Below are 15,938 nucleotides of genomic sequence, written 5' to 3'. Positions count from 1 at the left end.
AAACGATGAAGAACGCTCGGGACGATGTTCCCTTCTCCTATCAAGTAAAGGTCGGCCACATCTCGGCCAACCCCGTCGAAGTCCATGTCGAGGCCGACACCAGCGAACTGAAGGCGCTTGCCGAGACCTGGAACGTCGTCTCCGTCGACGATCTCAGCGCCGATCTGCAGATTGCCCGCTGGAAGCGCGACGGTGTGCGCATCAAGGGCCGCGTGCAGGCGAAGATCGTCCAGTCCTGCGTCGTGACGCTGGAGCCGGTGGAATCCGCCATCGACGAGAGCTTCGAGCAGATCTTCGTGCCGGAGGGTTCCAAGCTTGCCCGCCAGGCCGGCAACGACGCCGGCGAGATGCTGCTCGATCCCGACGGTCCTGATCTGCCTGAGACCTTTGTCGGCGATACGATCGATGCCGGCGAGGTGGTTGCCGAATTCGCCGCTCTCGCGATCGATCCCTATCCGCGCAAGGAGGGCATTGAGTTCGACGGCCATATCGAGGATAGCGGCGAGAGGGACAAAAAGCCCTCGGCTTTCGCAGCCCTCAAGGACTGGAAAAAGGACTGAAGCTCCTCTGGCATTTGACACAATTCAGTTGTAAGCGACGCCAAAACCGGTATTTTGGCCGAAATTTCGCCCTCGGCGGAAAGAAGGATCAGGGACGCGTGATCAGAATATCTCTCGACCTCATGGGTGGCGACTTTGGTCCCCAAGTTGTCATCCCTGGCGCCGCCAAGGCGCTGGATCGGCATCCGGATATTTCCTTCGTTCTCTATGGTCTCAAGGAACAGTGCGATCCGGTTCTCGCCAAGTTTCCGAAACTCAAGGAAAAATCGCTCTTTCACGACTGCGAGCTTGCCGTCGCCATGGATGAAAAGCCGAGCCAGGCGCTGCGCCGTGGCCGCTATATCTCCACCATGTGGCGCTCGATCGAGGCGGTGAAGACGGGTGACGCCGATGTCGCGGTCTCGGCCGGCAATACTGGCGCACTGATGGCGATGGCGAAATTCTGTCTGCGCACCATGGCCAATATTGAGCGTCCGGCGATCGCTGCGATCTGGCCGACGCTGAAGGGTGAGAGCATCGTGCTCGATGTTGGCGCGACGATCGGCGCCGACGCGCAGCAGCTGATGGATTTTGCCCTGATGGGCGGCGCCATGGCGCGCGCGCTTTTCGAGGTCGAACGGCCGACGGTCGGCCTTCTGAACGTCGGCGTCGAGGAGATGAAGGGCCAGGAAGAGGTCAAGGAAGCCGGCCGGCTGTTACGCGAGGCGAACATCGATTCGCTCGAATATTCCGGCTTCGTCGAGGGCAACGACCTTGGCAAGGGCACAGTCGACGTCGTCGTCACCGAAGGATTTTCCGGCAATATCGCGCTCAAGACCGCTGAAGGCACCGCCAAGCAGATCGGCGAATATCTGCGTGCCGCCATGTCGCGCACGCTGCTGGCCCGCATCGGCTACCTGTTCGCCAAAAGTGCATTCGACATGCTTCGCGAGAAGCTCGATCCGAGCAAGGTCAATGGCGGCGTGTTTCTCGGGTTGAACGGCATCGTTATCAAAAGCCATGGCGGGGCGAATGCCGAAGGCATCGCCGCCGCCATTGAAGTCGGTTACGACATGGCCAAGAACGGCCTCAATCAGAAAATAGAAAACGATCTTAAGAAATATCACGCCAAGCGGCTGCCCCCGATGGGCCCGGAAGCGGCATGAGCGATGGGGTTCAATCAAAGATGATCCGTTCAGTGGTTCGCGGGTTCGGAGCAGCGCTTCCGAAGCGCGTGATAACCAATCGTGACATGGAGGCCATCGTCGACACATCGGACGAATGGATCGTCCAGCGCACCGGCATCCGCCAGCGTTATGTCGCCGGCGATGACGAAACGACGGCGTCGCTCGGCGAGGCCGCCGCACGCGCAGCCCTTGCCAATGGCGGCCTGACGCCTGCCGATATCGATCTTATCATCTGCGCCACCTCGACGCCGGACAACACGTTTCCCGCAACGTCGGTCAACATCCAGAACCGCCTCGGCATGAGCCATGGCTTCGCCTTCGACGTCCAGGCCGTCTGCACCGGTTTCGTCTATGCGGTTACCACAGCGGATGCCTACATCCGCGGCGGGCTTGCCAAGCGCGTTCTGGTCATCGGCGCCGAAACATTTTCGCGCATTCTCGACTGGAACGACCGCACCACCTGCGTGCTTTTCGGCGACGGTGCCGGCGCGATCATACTCGAAGCGACCGAAGGCGAGGGCACCGTTGCCGATCGCGGCGTGCTGACCGCACATCTGCGTTCCGACGGCTCGCACAAGGAAAAGCTCTATGTCGATGGCGGACCGTCGACGACGGGCACTGTCGGCAAGCTGCGCATGGAAGGCCGCGAGGTCTTCAAATACGCTGTCGGCATGATCACCGACGTTATCCAGGCGGCATTCGATTCGACCGGCACCACCGCCGATGACCTCGACTGGCTGGTGCCGCATCAGGCCAATCGCCGCATTATCGACGGTTCGGCGAAGAAGCTGAACATCGATGCCGCGAAGGTGGTCATCACCGTCGATCTGCACGGCAATACGTCGGCCGCCTCGATCCCGTTGGCACTTGCGACCGCTGCCGGCGACGGCCGCATCAAGAAGGGCGACCTGGTGATGCTCGAAGCGATGGGCGGCGGCTTTACCTGGGGTGCGGTTCTGCTGCGCTGGTAGGCACGAATCCTAAAAAACTGGCGGCGAACAAGAGCTTGACCGTAAGGCGCAAGACAAATACTCTTCGTGCGATTTCACAAAATATTTTGTATGGGCGGGGAAACCATGACCGGAAAGACAGTGACGCGAGCAGACCTGGCGGAATCCGTTTTCCGAAAGGTCGGGCTGTCCCGGACCGAATCTGCCGAACTGGTCGAAACCGTCATCGACGAGATCTGCAACGCCATCGTGCGTGGTGAAACCGTCAAGCTTTCTTCCTTTGCCACCTTTCAGGTGCGCGACAAGAACGAGCGAATCGGCCGCAATCCGAAGACCGGCGAGGAGGTTCCGATTTCCCCCCGCCGGGTCATGACCTTCAAGGCGTCGAACGTGCTGAAGACGCGCATCCTCAAGGCGCATGTCGCTCGCAAGATCAAGCTGAAGCCTCTGAATCCGGCTCCCTGATATCGGCATCTCGTTTCGGAACGGCGTTTTTTTCTCTCTCGCACTGTCCATCCTTGTGCGCAACGTCGAGACATGACTTGAATTGTCGGCGCCAAACCGTTGAAATATGATGAGTCGCCGTTGGATCGAGCCGCGAGGTCGCGTAGCAGTATGACGTTGGACAAGAGCCCCGATGCCTTTCGCACTATCAGCGAAGTCGCAGACGATCTTGATCTGCCGCAGCATGTGCTGCGCTTCTGGGAGACGCGTTTCCCCCAGATAAAGCCGATGAAGCGCGGCGGCGGCCGTCGCTACTACCGGCCGGAAGATGTGGATCTCCTCAAGGGCATCCGGCATCTGCTCTATGATCATGGCTATACGATCAAGGGTGTGCAGAAGCTTCTGAAGACCAACGGCAACAAGTTCGTCATATCAGTCGGTCATGGCGACCTCGCCAGCGTCGAGGCGCTTGCGTCGGGCGTGCAGGATACGGCTGGCGGGGAACCGCGCGTCGGCATGGCCGACGAAGACCAGATTGTCGGCCGCGCCAAGCCGCCGATCACCCGCCGGTTCTTCAATTTCGTCGCTGGAGACGGCGAGCAGGAAGTCTCGATCGGCAAGTCGAGCGTCGGCAAGGAAGACAGGGCGCTGCTGCAGGAGGCGCTCTACGACCTCCTGGAATGCAAGCGTCTGCTCGATCAGGTGCGCTGAACAGGAGCTCAGGCTTCGGTAAGCCGCTTCATCGCCTGTTCGAGTTCGCTGAGCTGGAAGGGTTTTTGCAGCACGGGCAACGTGCTTGGGCTGCTGCCATCAGGTGCAGTGCCATATCCCGTCGCGTAGAGATAGGGTTTGCCGCGTTCGTCGAGCAGCTTTGCGACCGGCAGCGAACTCTGCCCGGCAAGCGAGACGTCGAGGATTGCAGCGTCGAACTCCGTATCCCTGGCGGTTGCCAGCGCCCGCTCCAGATCGGGCGCGCTGGCGCAGACCCGGTAACCCAGATCGGCAAGCATGTCCTCGAGCAGCATGGCAATCAGCGCGTCGTCTTCGACGATGAATATGTCTTTCATGATCCCGTCCACCCATTTCCCCTCGCCGGGYATGGAGATTTATGTGGACCGCTTGCACCGCTCGTCAAGACGTCGTGCCCGGCACTGCAAGAAACAGCATATTGCCCGGTGAAATTTGATGTGCAAAAGCTGGGATGCCGTCTCCGCAACGGCGACTGCATAATTCCTTAAATCGGAATCGATCTATGGATAAAATTATGCAGTAATCCAAAGTGTTACAGCGTCCTATGCGCGTCTGAAAAGACATGGCGGCGCTGTAAGAAGGGGTGTCGAATGGATTTGCTGAGTGCCACGGATTGGCTGCGTCACAGGCCGGGTTTTACCTATCCGCTGGCCGTTGCCTTCGTTGGCCTGACCTTTCTTCTGAGGCTTGCCGCCAGCGACACTCTCTCCGGCTTTCCCTTCCTCAGCTTCCTTCCGGCGATATTGCTGGCGAGTTTCATAGGCGGGGCCGGGCCGGGTCTGGTTGCGGCCTTGCTTGCCGCTTTCATCGTCCAGCAGTTTTTCGTCGAGCCGCACAACATCTTCTGGCCGGTCAGCGCCGGGCAATGGGTCGGTCTTTCCACTTATCTCGTCAATGCCGCGATCATCGTCGGCCTGATGGAGATGATCATTATCGCACATGAGCGGCAGAGCCGCCTTCGCAGTGAGCTCAACAGCTTCAACACGCGCCTCGAAGAGACAGTCGTCCAGCGCACTGCCGAGCTCAGGCACGAGATGGAAGAGAATGCCGCCGCTCAGGCGCAGGTCCGCCAGTTGCAGAAGATGGAGACGATTGGTCAGCTGACCGGCGGCGTCGCTCATGACTTCAACAACATGTTGGCGATCATCATCGGCAACCTCGACCTCGCCCAGCGGCGCCTGAGCGGCAGCGAGGATCCCCGCCTGCTTTACTCCATCCAGAATGCCAAAGACGGCGCGCAGAGGGCGGCGGTACTGACCGCGCGTCTTCTCGCTTTCTCGCGCCAGCAGCCGCTCGCCCCTGAGGTGATCGACCTTAACAAGCTGGTCGGCGGCATGTCTGAGCTATTGCGGCGCACGCTCGGTGAGCAGATCCGGATCGAGACCGTGCTTGCCGGCGGTCTGTGGCCGAGCTTTGCCGATTTGAGCCAGCTCGAGAATGCCATCCTGAACCTTGCCGTCAACGCTCGCGACGCTATGCCGGGCGGCGGAAATCTGACGATCGAGACCGCCAATACCGAACTCGACGAGCGATATTCGCGCATGCATTCGGAGGTCGAGGCGGGCCAATATGTAATGGTCAGCATAACTGACACTGGCACCGGCATGTCGCCGGAGGTGATCGAGCGCGCCTTCGACCCTTTCTATACGACCAAGGGACCCGGCAAAGGCACCGGCCTCGGCCTCAGCCAGGTTTACGGCTACATCAAGCAGAGCGGCGGCCACATCAAGATCTATTCAGAGATCGACAGGGGCACGACGGTGAAGATCTATCTTCCCCGTCATGTCGGCGCGACGGACGCCCGGTCGGGCGCCGCCGGCACCCAGCCGATTCCTCACGGCAGCGTCAATGATACGATCCTGGTGGTGGAAGACGACGAGCACGTCCGCACCATGACGGCCGAAAGCCTGCATGAACTCGGTTACACCGTATTGCAGGCGGCAAGCGGCATAGAGGCGCTTCTGTTGCTCGAAGAAAATCCGGCAGTCGATTTGATCTTCACCGATATCGTCATGCCGCAGATGAGCGGACGCCAGCTTGCCGATGTCGTCCAGGAAAAATGGCCGACGATCCGGATCCTTTACACCACGGGTTACACCCGCAATGCCATCGTCCACAATGGTGTGCTCGATCATGGCGTTTCCCTGCTCGCCAAGCCCTTCAGCCTGGAGCAGCTGGCTCATAAGATCCGCGAACTTTTGAATGTACCGGCGAGGGTGGGAGACGAGCGGACGTGAAGCCGGAATACGGCCGCACGTCCACAATTCCCGATCGTGTTATTCCAGCACCTGGATGATACGGTGGGTCTTCGGCTCGACGATAACGCGCCGCTCATTGACGACTGTATAGCCGTAACCGTCCATGTCAGGCACGGTGTGCACTTCGACGGTATCGGGCAGCGTCGTGCCAACCACGATATCGCCGTCATAGACGACGGACGGCGTGTTTTGCTCCATCACATAGGTGCGCACTTCGCCGGGCAATACGACGGAGCCGGTCGGTGCGGGATCTGTGACGATGACGGTGCTCTGCGCGAAGGCGGCGGAGCTGATGGTCAGTATGGCGGCCGCAGCCAGCATGGTCTTGCGCATGGGATGTTCTCCTTTTCCTACCCCAGACATCAAGGCAACGCCGGCCATGCGGCATAGTTCCCCACGGGCTTTTCGCCCAGCGGAAGACAGGCGCAATCAAAGCAATTAAGTTGCTGCTAAATTGATTTCCACATCATTGGGTTGAGTTGTCCGAATAACGTTCAGTGAGAGTTCGTCCGGTGACATCAGCGGCCGGTTCTTTACTCTTCGTTAACCATGTAGGCGATTTATGTCGGATGAACGGCCAGGTGGTCGTTGATTCGAAGGTCCGTCGCGTTTCGGTTTGCGAATGGATATCTGAAAAGGCGATTGCGGCTCGAGACATGCGCTTGCGGAAGACGATATCGCTGGTGGCGGTGGCTGGCATGATGGCCGGCTGCACATCGACGGGCGGTGTGCGCCAGCCTTCCGGGCCGGAAACCGTGGCGCCGGAAAAAGCGCTGGTCCTGCCGCCGCCGGGCGGTCCGTCGATCGTCAGTGTTGTCGAGCGCAAGCGTGGAAACGGCGTCGAGCAGACGATCTCGCTGTTTACGTCATCCTCCGTGCCTGGTCAGAATTTCCTGAAGGTCCAGTTCTTCGGCGCCTCCGGGGCCAACCCCGGCACCGGCAATGCGGGCTTCAGCATGATCAACGAGAGCGGCATTGCCCGCGAGGTGGCCCGTTCGGCCCCTAGCGTGCCGATGGCGACGTCGGCGACCTTCCTGCAGAACGCCTATGGCCCCTTCGGTTACGCCTCCGGCCGCAGCCGGGCCGGCGACACCTGCGTCTATGCCTGGCAGCAGATCCGCTCGAGCACTGCTGCCAATACCCAGGCGCGCAATTTCGGCATGATCCAGCTGCGCCTGCGCCTTTGCGATGCGAGGGCGAGCGAGCGCCAGCTGCTCGGCATCGTCTATGGTTACACCATATCAGGCACCTTCGATGGCGTGGTCTGGAACCCTTACGGCAATCCGCCGTCCGCCGACGGTGCGCTCGGACGCACCGGCGAGCCGATCTATCCCGACAAGGGCGGTTATCGCGCCAGCCCGATGCCGATCGGCTACGAGCCGGCGCCGGCCATAGTCAGCCGGCCGCGGGCAGCTGCCGTTCGCAGCGCCTCGACCTCGCAACCGGCTCAAGGCGTCGCATCGGTGCCTGCACCCATCGGCCCGCGCGTGCCGCTGCCGGGCGAGCCGCCGCAGACGAGCGCAAGGCCGGATGCGGCCGCCGCGCCAATCGAACAATCGGTAAGGGCGATCGGCGTCACCGTGCCTTCGCCGGACTGCATAGGCGACGCGGCCATGACGGCTGCCTGCCGGAGATAGAGCATGCATGCCCGCGGGCGCCAGTTGGTGCCCCGGTTGAGCAATTTCGAAGGAACGTCAATGCGCAAAGCCCGCAGTGTCATCATATGGGCCGTGGTTTCGCTCTGCATGATCGTGCTGATCACGTTGCCGGTCAACCTGCAGACCCAGCTCATCACCAGCATCACGGTCGTGACTGTGATGGCGCTGATCAAGGTGCTGAAGGGCGAGGGGACGTGGCGCCTGGTGGCGCTCGCCTTCGGCACATCGATCGTGTTGCGCTATGTTTACTGGCGCACCACCAATACGCTGCCGCCTCTGAACCAGCCTGAGAATTTCATTCCCGGCCTGCTGCTCTATCTTGCCGAAATGTATAGCGTTGCGATGCTGGCTCTCAGCCTCTTCATCGTCGCGACGCCGCTGCCGTCGCGCCCCTCGCGTGCCGCCAAGAATGAGCGTTTCCCTCATGTCGACGTCTTCGTGCCATCCTACAACGAGGATGCCGGCCTGCTGGGAAATACGCTGGCCGCCGCCAAGGCCATGGATTATCCGGCCGAGAAGTTGCATGTCTGGCTGCTCGACGACGGCGGCACCTTGCAGAAGCGCAACTCCGGCAAGCTGCTCGAAGCCCAGGCTGCTGCTGCCCGCCATATCGAGCTGAAGCAGCTCTGCGACGATCTCGACGTCAGCTACCTCACGCGCGACCGCAACGAGCATGCCAAGGCCGGCAATCTCAACAACGCCATGAAACTTTCGACCGGCGAACTCATTGCCGTCTTCGATGCCGACCACGCGCCGGCCCGCGATTTCCTGCTCGAGACCGTCGGTTACTTCGAGGACGATCCGAAGCTTTTCCTTGTCCAGACCCCGCACTTCTTCATCAATCCCGACCCGCTGGAGCGCAACCTGCGCACCTTCGACAAAATGCCGAGCGAGAACGAGATGTTCTACGGCATCATCCAGCGCGGCCTCGATAAGTGGAACGCCGCCTTCTTCTGCGGCTCGGCCGCGGTTCTGAGCCGCAGGGCGCTCGAATCCCAGAACGGCTTCAGCGGCATCAGCATCACGGAGGATTGCGAGACGGCGCTGGCGCTCCATGGCAGCGGCTGGAACAGCATCTATGTCGACAAGCCGCTGATCGCCGGCCTGCAGCCGGCCACCTTTGCAAGCTTCATCGGCCAGCGCAGCCGCTGGGCGCAGGGCATGATGCAGATCCTGCGTTTCCGCTTCCCGCTGCTGAAGCGCGGCCTGACGATCCCGCAGCGCTTCTGCTACATGTCCTCCACGCTTTTCTGGCTCTTCCCGTTCCCGCGCACGATCTTCCTGTTTGCGCCGCTCTTCTACCTGTTCTTCGATCTGGAGATCTTCACCGCCTCCGGCGGCGAGTTCCTTGCCTATACGCTCGCCTATATGCTCGTGAATCTGATGATGCAGAACTACCTCTACGGGTCGTTTCGCTGGCCCTGGATTTCCGAGCTCTACGAATATGTCCAGACCGTGCATCTGCTGCCGGCTGTCGTCTCCGTCATGCTCAATCCGAGGAAGCCGACCTTCAAGGTCACCGCCAAAGACGAATCGATCGCCGTCAGCCGTCTGTCGGAGATCAGCCGCCCGTTCTTCGTCATCTTTGCGGTGCAGATCGTCGCGCTCATCATCACCATCTACAAGATCTACGCCGAGCCCTATAAGGCCGACGTCACGCTCGTCGTCGGCGGATGGAATCTCATCAATCTGATCATGGCCGGCTGCGCACTTGGTGTCGTGTCGGAGCGCGGCGAGCGCGCCTCGTCCCGTCGCGTCCGCGTCAACCGGCGCTGCGAATTCGGCGCCAACGGCAAGTGGTATACGGCCTCGATCGAGGATGTTTCCGTCCATGGCGCAAGACTGCACATCTTCAACAAGCATCTCGACGAGATGCTGGTCGGCGCCGTCGGCGAAATTCGCTTCCGGCCCTATAGCGGCGCGGATCTGGAAACCCTGCCGCTCATCGTCCGCAACATCGAGCCGTCGGGCGACATCAGCAATGTCGGTTGCCAGTATGTGCCGAAAAGCGCGCTCGACCATCGCCTGATCGCCGATCTGATGTTTGCCAATTCCGATCAGTGGACCCAGTTCCAGGCCTCGCGCCGCCGCAATCCGGGCCTAATCCGCGGCACCATCTGGTTTCTCGGCATGTCGTTCTACCAGACGAGCCGCGGCCTCGTTTACTTCTTCCGCAGCATGCGGCCGGAGCGAGAAGCCCAGCAGCAGGCGGCAAAGGTCAACGCCGGATGAGAAGGATCGTCGCCGCCTCGCTTCTCCTGCTGAATGTTTCCGCCTTCGCCCAGGCGCAGACGGCACCCTTCGACATGTCCGGCGAACGGCCGCCCGGTGCGCCCGTTACCCCGAGGTTGACGCCGCCCACGCCGTCCGCAGCCACCGCGTCTCCGGTTTCCGTCTTACCCGCACCTGCAACCCCGGCTGCTCCTGCTCCTGCTCCCGTTCCTCCGCCGATCGCCGTCCAGTCACCGCAGTCGCAGCCACCCGCGCTCCAGCCAGCAGCGGCGGCAAACAGCGCTGCGCCGCCGCGTGCCGGCGATGTCCGTCGCTTTGTCGTGCCCTTTTCGAAACTCGGCCTCGGCGGTGAATACGATCGCCGGTCATGGTCTATTTATCTGACACCGGAGCAGGCGGCGGCCAAGGCAAGCTTCACTTTCGCCTACCAGAATTCGATCGTCGTCGCGCCTGAGGCCTCGGCGCTGACCGTCTATCTCAACAATCGCCCGATCGGCCAGCAGCGCGTCGGCTCACCGGATGGCCCTTCGACCGTCACCTTCGAGGTTCCAACTGGTCTGCTGCAGCCGGGCGCCAATCTCGTCACCTTCGAAGCCGGCCAGCGCCACCGAACCGATTGCAGCATTCAATCCACTTATGAACTGTGGTCGAATATCGATCCGGCCGGGACCTATCTGAGCTTTGCCGGCATGGACGTTTCCCAGCTGGCGAGCGCCGACGCAATCCGCGCCATCGGCGTTGACGGCGCCGGCAAGACGGAGTTCGACATCGTTGTCCCCGCGTTGGAGCAGCCGGGAACCACCAAGCCGCTGCTGCGGCTGGCGCAGGGCCTGTCGGTGCTGAGCAGCATGCCGAACCAGATCTTTGCCTTCAGCACCGCTTCGCTTCCGGCCGCCGGCCCTGGCAAGCTCAGTGTGCTCGTCGGCACCGCGGCGGAACTGCGGCCGCTCTTTCCTGGCCTGCCGCCCGGCGCCGAAAGTGCGGCACTCGCCGCTTTCGTCACCGACCCGCGCAGCGGCTCGCCGCTACTTCTGATCAGCGGCCCCTCCTGGCAGGCGGTCTCCTCGGCGATCGATACCATCGTCTCGCCGACAGACCGGTCCTCGGATGTTCGCCGCGACGTGCTGACCACCGAGCGCTGGAGCGCGCCGAACGCGCCGCTGGTCTTTTCCGATACGAATATCGCCCTGTCTCAGCTCGGTGTGAAGACCACCGAATTCTCCGGCCGGCGGTTGCGTACGAGCTTCAATATTGCCGTGCCGGCGGATTTTTATGCCAATGCCTATGGCGAGGCGAAGGTGCTGCTCGACGCCGCCTATACTGACAACGTGCTGCCCGGCAGCCACATCGATATCTACGTCAACGACAACATCGCCTCCACCGTGCCGATCACCACGACCACTGGCGGTATTCTCCGCCATCTGCCGATCCGCGTGACGATGCGGCACTTCAAGCCGGGTCTCAATTCGGTGGCGATCGAGGCGATCCTGATGACCAAGGACGATGCCGCCTGCGCGCCGGGCGCGACCGCCGGCGCCACCCCGCGCTTTGCCCTGTTCGATACATCAGAGCTGGAGATTCCGGATTTCGCCCGCGTCGGCCAGCGTCCGAATCTGGCGGCAATGGCCGGCACCGCCTATCCCTATGGTCGGGCCACGGAGCCGACGCCGCTCTTCATCGACCGCGTCGATGCTGACACGCTTTCGGCTGCCGCCACGTTGCTCGGCCAGATGGCGATTACGGCCGGCCATCCGATCGCCGTCGAAACCGTCGCCTCGCCGAACATGATCGGCGATCGCGACGCCATCTTCATCGGTTCCATCTCGCAGATGCCGGCAACTGCGCTGACGCAGACCAATATCTCTACGGCGAGCCAGGCCTCGTGGCGCCCCGTCGTCGAAACGCAGGCGGGCGTCGTCGACACCGGTACGGCCTTCGAAGAGTGGAACTCCAAGGTCAGCGGCGGTGTCCTGCGCAGCCGGATCACGGCTTTCCGCGAGTGGCTGTCGCGCAATTTCGATATCTCCCGCAGTTCGCTGCAATTCGTTCCCGGCGCCGAGGAGATCTTTACCCCGCCCAACGCCGCCACGCTCATGGTTGCCCAGGGCTCCAGCCCCGCGGGAGCCGGCTCATGGACGGTGGTGACGGCGCCGTCGGCGAAGGATTTGCGCGCGGGGCTCGAGGTCCTGACTGAGCAGTTGAACTGGCCGCAGATATCAGGCCACATCACCACCTATTCGAGCAAAACAGGCAAGATCGACACGGTGCCCGTCACCCGTTTCGATTTCGTGCCGTCCACCCCCTGGTCGATCGCCAATTACCGCCTGATCGCCGCCAACTGGCTGTCGACGAATATCCTCTCCTATGCCTTCCTGCTGGTCGTCTTTGTGCTGCTGATCGGGATCACCACCTCGGGCATGCTCAAAAGGCTGGGTCGGTCGAAATGAGACGGTTACGCGCGCTCCTGTTTGCGGCATCGGTCGCGCTCGCTCCCGCGGGAACGCCCGCCGTTGCGCAGCAGGCGATGATCAATGCCGGCGCATGGTCGGCCTACAAGGCGAAGTTTCTCGATGCGACCGGCCGCATCGTCGATAACGGCAACGGCAATATCAGCCATAGCGAAGGGCAGGGCTACGGCATGCTGCTCGCTTATCTCGCTGCAAGCCCCGCCGATTTCGAGCAGATCTGGTATTTTACCCGCACCGAACTGCTGCTGCGCGACGATGGCCTGGCCGTCTGGAAATGGGATCCAAACATCAAGCCGCACGTCTCCGATACCAACAATGCCTCTGATGGCGACATGCTGATCGCCTATGCGCTGGCGCTGGCCGGCACGGCGTGGAAACGCGAGGACTATATCCTCGCCGCCTCCCGCATGGCGCAGGCGCTGCTTGCCGAAACCGTCGTGCGCTCGGCCGGCCGGACGCTCCTGTTGCCGGGAAGCGAGGGGTTTACCGGCACCGACCGTGACGACGGTCCCGTCGTCAACCCGTCCTACTGGATTTACGAGGCTATCCCGGTGATGGCGGCGCTCGCTCCGTCGGATGCCTGGAAACAACTGTCGGAAGATGGCGTGGCGCTGCTGAAGACAATGCAGTTCGGCCCGCGCAAGCTTCCCGCCGAATGGGTCAGTCTCAGCGGCCAACCGCAGCCTGCGCAGGGTTTCGACGCCGAATTCGCCTATAACGCCATCCGCATCCCGCTCTATCTCGTTCGCGGCGGCGTCACCGACAAGGCCCTGCTGACCCGTCTGCAGCAGGGGATGTCGAAAGACGGTGTTCCCGCGACGATCGATCTGACCACCGGCCGGCCGAAGACCGTGCTGCCGGACCCCGGTTATCGAATTGTTAACGATGTTGTGGCCTGTGTACTCGACGGGACCAAGCTGCCGGGCTCGGCCCTGCAATTTGCGCCCGCACTCTATTATCCGTCCACGCTTCAGCTGCTGGGACTGGCCTATATCGGGGAGAAGCATCCGGAGTGTCTGTGAAGTCTTCTCTCGTGGCGGTATCAGCGGCAGTCGTGGTGGCGACCCTCGTCACCGGGCTGAAAGATCGTGCCGCTCTGCAGGAAAGGTTCGGCCTTGGATCTGCCGCCAAGCCGGCGCCGGAACTGATGATGATGGGCCGCATCAAGCCGACTGATGCTTCCGCCGGCAATCCCGAATTCAATGCGCAGCTGGTGGCCGACAAGATCGAGGCGATCACATCCCCGTCACCGCCAGCACTGGATACACCCGTGCCAAATGCCGCAGCACAGCAGCCTGCAGGCTCGCCGCCCGTAGCATCGCAACCGGCAGCACCTCGGACGGCCGTCCAGCCGGCGCCGGTCACGCCCCCCATCGTTTCCGAGCCACAGGCTCCACCACAGGCCGCCGCGCCGCCGCAGCCTACCGTTGATGAAAGCGCGCTTCGTTATTTCGCCAGCCGCGGCGACAAGGTGCGCCTGCAAGCCGAAATCTCCCGCCTTCAGGCGCTCTACCCGACCTGGGTTCCGCCGGCCGATCCGCTCGCCGTGCCGCAGAATGGCGACAAACGGCTCGAGGCCATGTGGCAACTCTATTCCGATGGCCGCTATGCGGAGCTGCGCAAGGCGGTCGCCGACCGCCAGGCAGCCGATGCCGGATGGCAGCCGCCGGCCGATCTGCTCGACCGGCTCGACGTCGCCGAGGCCCGTGCCCGCCTCGTCAATGCGTCGGACCTCAAGCAATATGCGACGGTGGTCGATATTGCCGCCGCAACACCGAGCCTGCTCACCTGCAGCGAGGTCGATGTTCTCTGGCGCGTCGCCGAAGCCTTCATCCAGACGGAGAGGGCGAAGCGCGGCCAGGATGCCTACACCTATATCCTGAAGAATTGCACCAATCCCGCCGAGCGGCAGGCGACGGTCGAAAAGGCCTCGACGCTGCTCGGCTACCAGCCGATGCGGGCACTGCTCACGCTCGAGCGGCCTGCCGCCGACGGCAGCAAGGAATTCGATGCGATCCGCGATAACCTCGCCCGACGATTCATGGCCGAGGGCAATGACGATCCGAATCTCGCCATCGCGCCCGATTATGTCGCCCGCCTCGAAAAACTCGCCGAGACTGGGGGGCTTGCCTCCGATGCGCTGCTGCTCGGCTGGTACCAGCTTCGCCGCAACAATGATGCCGATGCCGAGAAGTGGTTCCGCGCCGCCCGAGCCAAGCAAGATTCGGCCACTGCTTCGCAGGGGCTAGCGCTGGCGCTGATTGCCCGCAAGGCGCCTGAGGAAGCCGAGGACGTGATGTTCCGCTGGCGTGCCGATTCCGAGGATGCGACATCAACCTATCTCGCCGCCACCGCCAACCTGATGGCGTTGCAGCCGCCGGCCGATTTGGCCGAAGACGTGCTGCATCGCATTGCCGCCGAGGTCATCGCTCGGAAATACGTACCGACGGCGCAGCAGTTCGGCTGGTATGCCCGCTCCCTCAACCAGTTCCAGACCGCTGCACGGTGGTTCGAGACGGCGCTTGCCTGGAAACCAGATGACGAACCGTCCGCCTATGGCCTTGTCATCACCCGCGAGCAGCTGAGCGACCGCAAGGGCGTGCTCGACCTCCAGCGCGCCTGGGCCGGCCGGTCGAGCCGGATCACCAATCTCGAAGACACCTCCTCACTGACGCCGAATGCCGTCCCGTCGCCGCCGGGGAAGGAGGCGCTTGCCGTACAGCAACCGGCTCAACCGACACAGCGTCCCCCGACGGAGCCACTTCCGGCCGAGCGCCGCGTCACCCTGCAGCCGGGGTCGGAAGTGGTCGTTCGCGCGGCGGGGCCGGCGATGGAGACGGTGACCGTTCCGCGTGGTCGGCGCCAGACGCGCGGCTGCTCGACGACAATCGATGCGGGACAGCTCAGCCCGGCCGACGCGCTGTCGCGCGGCTGGTGCCTGATGGATATCAACCGGCCGATGGAGGCAATCTCGGCCTTCGAGGCGGCGCTGCAGAGCCCGGTCCGCAAGGTCCGTGAAGACGCAGCCTACGGCCAGAGCCTCGCTTATCTCCGCGCCGGCCTCTCCGGCAATGCCGCCATCGCAGCCACCAAAGCGCCGCAAAACCGCCAGCGTGCCGCCGAGCTTCAGGTGGCGATTCTCGCCGACCGTGCGCTTTCAGCCTTTGACGCCGGTCGTTATCGCGAAACCCTCATCTATCTCGATCAGCGCGCCCAACTGCAGCAGGAGCGTATCGACCTGATGGTTCTGCGCGGCTACTGCTATCTCAATCTCAAAATGTACGGCGATGCGACCCGCATCTTCGAAGCCGCTGCCGCGACTGGCAGCCGCGATGCTGCCCGCGGTCTGGCCGACGTTAGAAACGTCACGCATCCCGACGTCAACGACTGACGTTGACGCTGCCGCCGCTCTCCGTTACTCGCCTCTTAGCTTCAAAATGTCCCAGCGTCCT

At 62.4% G+C, this 15,938-nt stretch carries 13 protein-coding genes; 11 read left to right on the top strand and 2 right to left on the bottom strand.

The window, feature by feature from the left end:
• Window positions 1-5: 5 nt before the first annotated feature.
• The 5 genes from AC1D2N_RS13705 (at window position 6) to AC1D2N_RS13685 (ending at window position 3,831) form a co-directional block, all read left to right on the top strand.
• Entirely contained in the window at window positions 6-560 is a 555-nt protein-coding gene (locus tag AC1D2N_RS13705; protein ID WP_018241525.1) for a YceD family protein, read from the top strand.
• A gap of 98 nt (window positions 561-658) precedes the next feature.
• Window positions 659-1,705 (top strand): phosphate acyltransferase PlsX, encoded by a 1,047-nt coding sequence (plsX, locus tag AC1D2N_RS13700; RefSeq protein ID WP_020397442.1) that lies wholly within the window; start codon window positions 659-661, stop codon window positions 1,703-1,705.
• Window positions 1,706-1,725: 20 nt separating this feature from the next.
• A complete protein-coding gene (locus AC1D2N_RS13695; RefSeq protein ID WP_047621648.1) occupies window positions 1,726-2,697 on the top strand; it encodes a beta-ketoacyl-ACP synthase III in 972 nt (323 codons plus the stop codon).
• Between the two features lie 105 nt (window positions 2,698-2,802).
• Window positions 2,803-3,141: an integration host factor subunit alpha gene (locus AC1D2N_RS13690; RefSeq protein ID WP_018241528.1), complete on the top strand. Its 339-nt coding sequence runs from the start codon at window positions 2,803-2,805 to the stop codon at window positions 3,139-3,141.
• Between the two features lie 150 nt (window positions 3,142-3,291).
• Window positions 3,292-3,831, top strand: coding sequence for a MerR family transcriptional regulator (locus tag AC1D2N_RS13685; RefSeq protein WP_130652158.1), 540 nt, complete (start codon window positions 3,292-3,294; stop codon window positions 3,829-3,831).
• Window positions 3,832-3,839: 8 nt separating this feature from the next.
• On the opposite strand, the gene AC1D2N_RS13680 is transcribed toward AC1D2N_RS13685, so the two are convergent.
• Window positions 3,840-4,187: a response regulator gene (locus AC1D2N_RS13680; RefSeq protein WP_018447482.1), complete on the bottom strand. Its 348-nt coding sequence runs from the start codon at window positions 4,185-4,187 to the stop codon at window positions 3,840-3,842.
• A gap of 273 nt (window positions 4,188-4,460) precedes the next feature.
• Here AC1D2N_RS13680 and AC1D2N_RS13675 point away from each other — a divergent pair, with 273 nt between their 5' ends.
• Window positions 4,461-6,107, top strand: coding sequence for an ATP-binding protein (locus tag AC1D2N_RS13675; RefSeq protein WP_018447483.1), 1,647 nt, complete (start codon window positions 4,461-4,463; stop codon window positions 6,105-6,107).
• A 39-nt stretch (window positions 6,108-6,146) separates the two neighbouring features.
• On the opposite strand, the gene AC1D2N_RS13670 is transcribed toward AC1D2N_RS13675, so the two are convergent.
• Window positions 6,147-6,461, bottom strand: coding sequence for a DUF1236 domain-containing protein (locus AC1D2N_RS13670; protein ID WP_018070485.1), 315 nt, complete (start codon window positions 6,459-6,461; stop codon window positions 6,147-6,149).
• A 323-nt stretch (window positions 6,462-6,784) separates the two neighbouring features.
• Between AC1D2N_RS13670 and bcsN the strand changes: the two genes are divergently transcribed.
• From bcsN to AC1D2N_RS13645, 5 genes are read left to right on the top strand one after another with little or no spacing between them, the layout of a single operon-like run.
• Window positions 6,785-7,765, top strand: a complete 981-nt coding sequence (gene bcsN, locus AC1D2N_RS13665) for a cellulose biosynthesis protein BcsN (RefSeq protein ID WP_047621649.1) — start codon at window positions 6,785-6,787, stop codon at window positions 7,763-7,765.
• 60 nt (window positions 7,766-7,825) lie between these two features.
• Window positions 7,826-10,018: a UDP-forming cellulose synthase catalytic subunit gene (bcsA, locus tag AC1D2N_RS13660; RefSeq protein ID WP_130652159.1), complete on the top strand. Its 2,193-nt coding sequence runs from the start codon at window positions 7,826-7,828 to the stop codon at window positions 10,016-10,018.
• Complete coding sequence (locus AC1D2N_RS13655) at window positions 10,015-12,465, top strand: cellulose biosynthesis cyclic di-GMP-binding regulatory protein BcsB (protein WP_130652160.1); 2,451 nt, start codon at window positions 10,015-10,017, stop codon at window positions 12,463-12,465. Before bcsA ends, AC1D2N_RS13655 begins: the two co-directional genes overlap by 4 nt.
• On the top strand, window positions 12,462-13,508 hold the full coding sequence (locus tag AC1D2N_RS13650) for a family 8 glycosyl hydrolase (protein ID WP_130652161.1): 1,047 nt from the start codon (window positions 12,462-12,464) through the stop codon (window positions 13,506-13,508). Before AC1D2N_RS13655 ends, AC1D2N_RS13650 begins: the two co-directional genes overlap by 4 nt.
• Window positions 13,505-15,877, top strand: coding sequence for a cellulose synthase (locus tag AC1D2N_RS13645; RefSeq protein ID WP_130652162.1), 2,373 nt, complete (start codon window positions 13,505-13,507; stop codon window positions 15,875-15,877). The genes AC1D2N_RS13650 and AC1D2N_RS13645 overlap by 4 nt, the downstream gene beginning before the upstream one ends.
• Window positions 15,878-15,938: the final 61 nt, after the last annotated feature.

The sequence above is a fragment of the Rhizobium sp. P1_B8 genome (assembly GCF_056406515.1).
The sequence above is the reverse complement of the archived record's forward strand: the minus strand, read 5'-3'. Positions and strand labels throughout refer to the sequence as shown.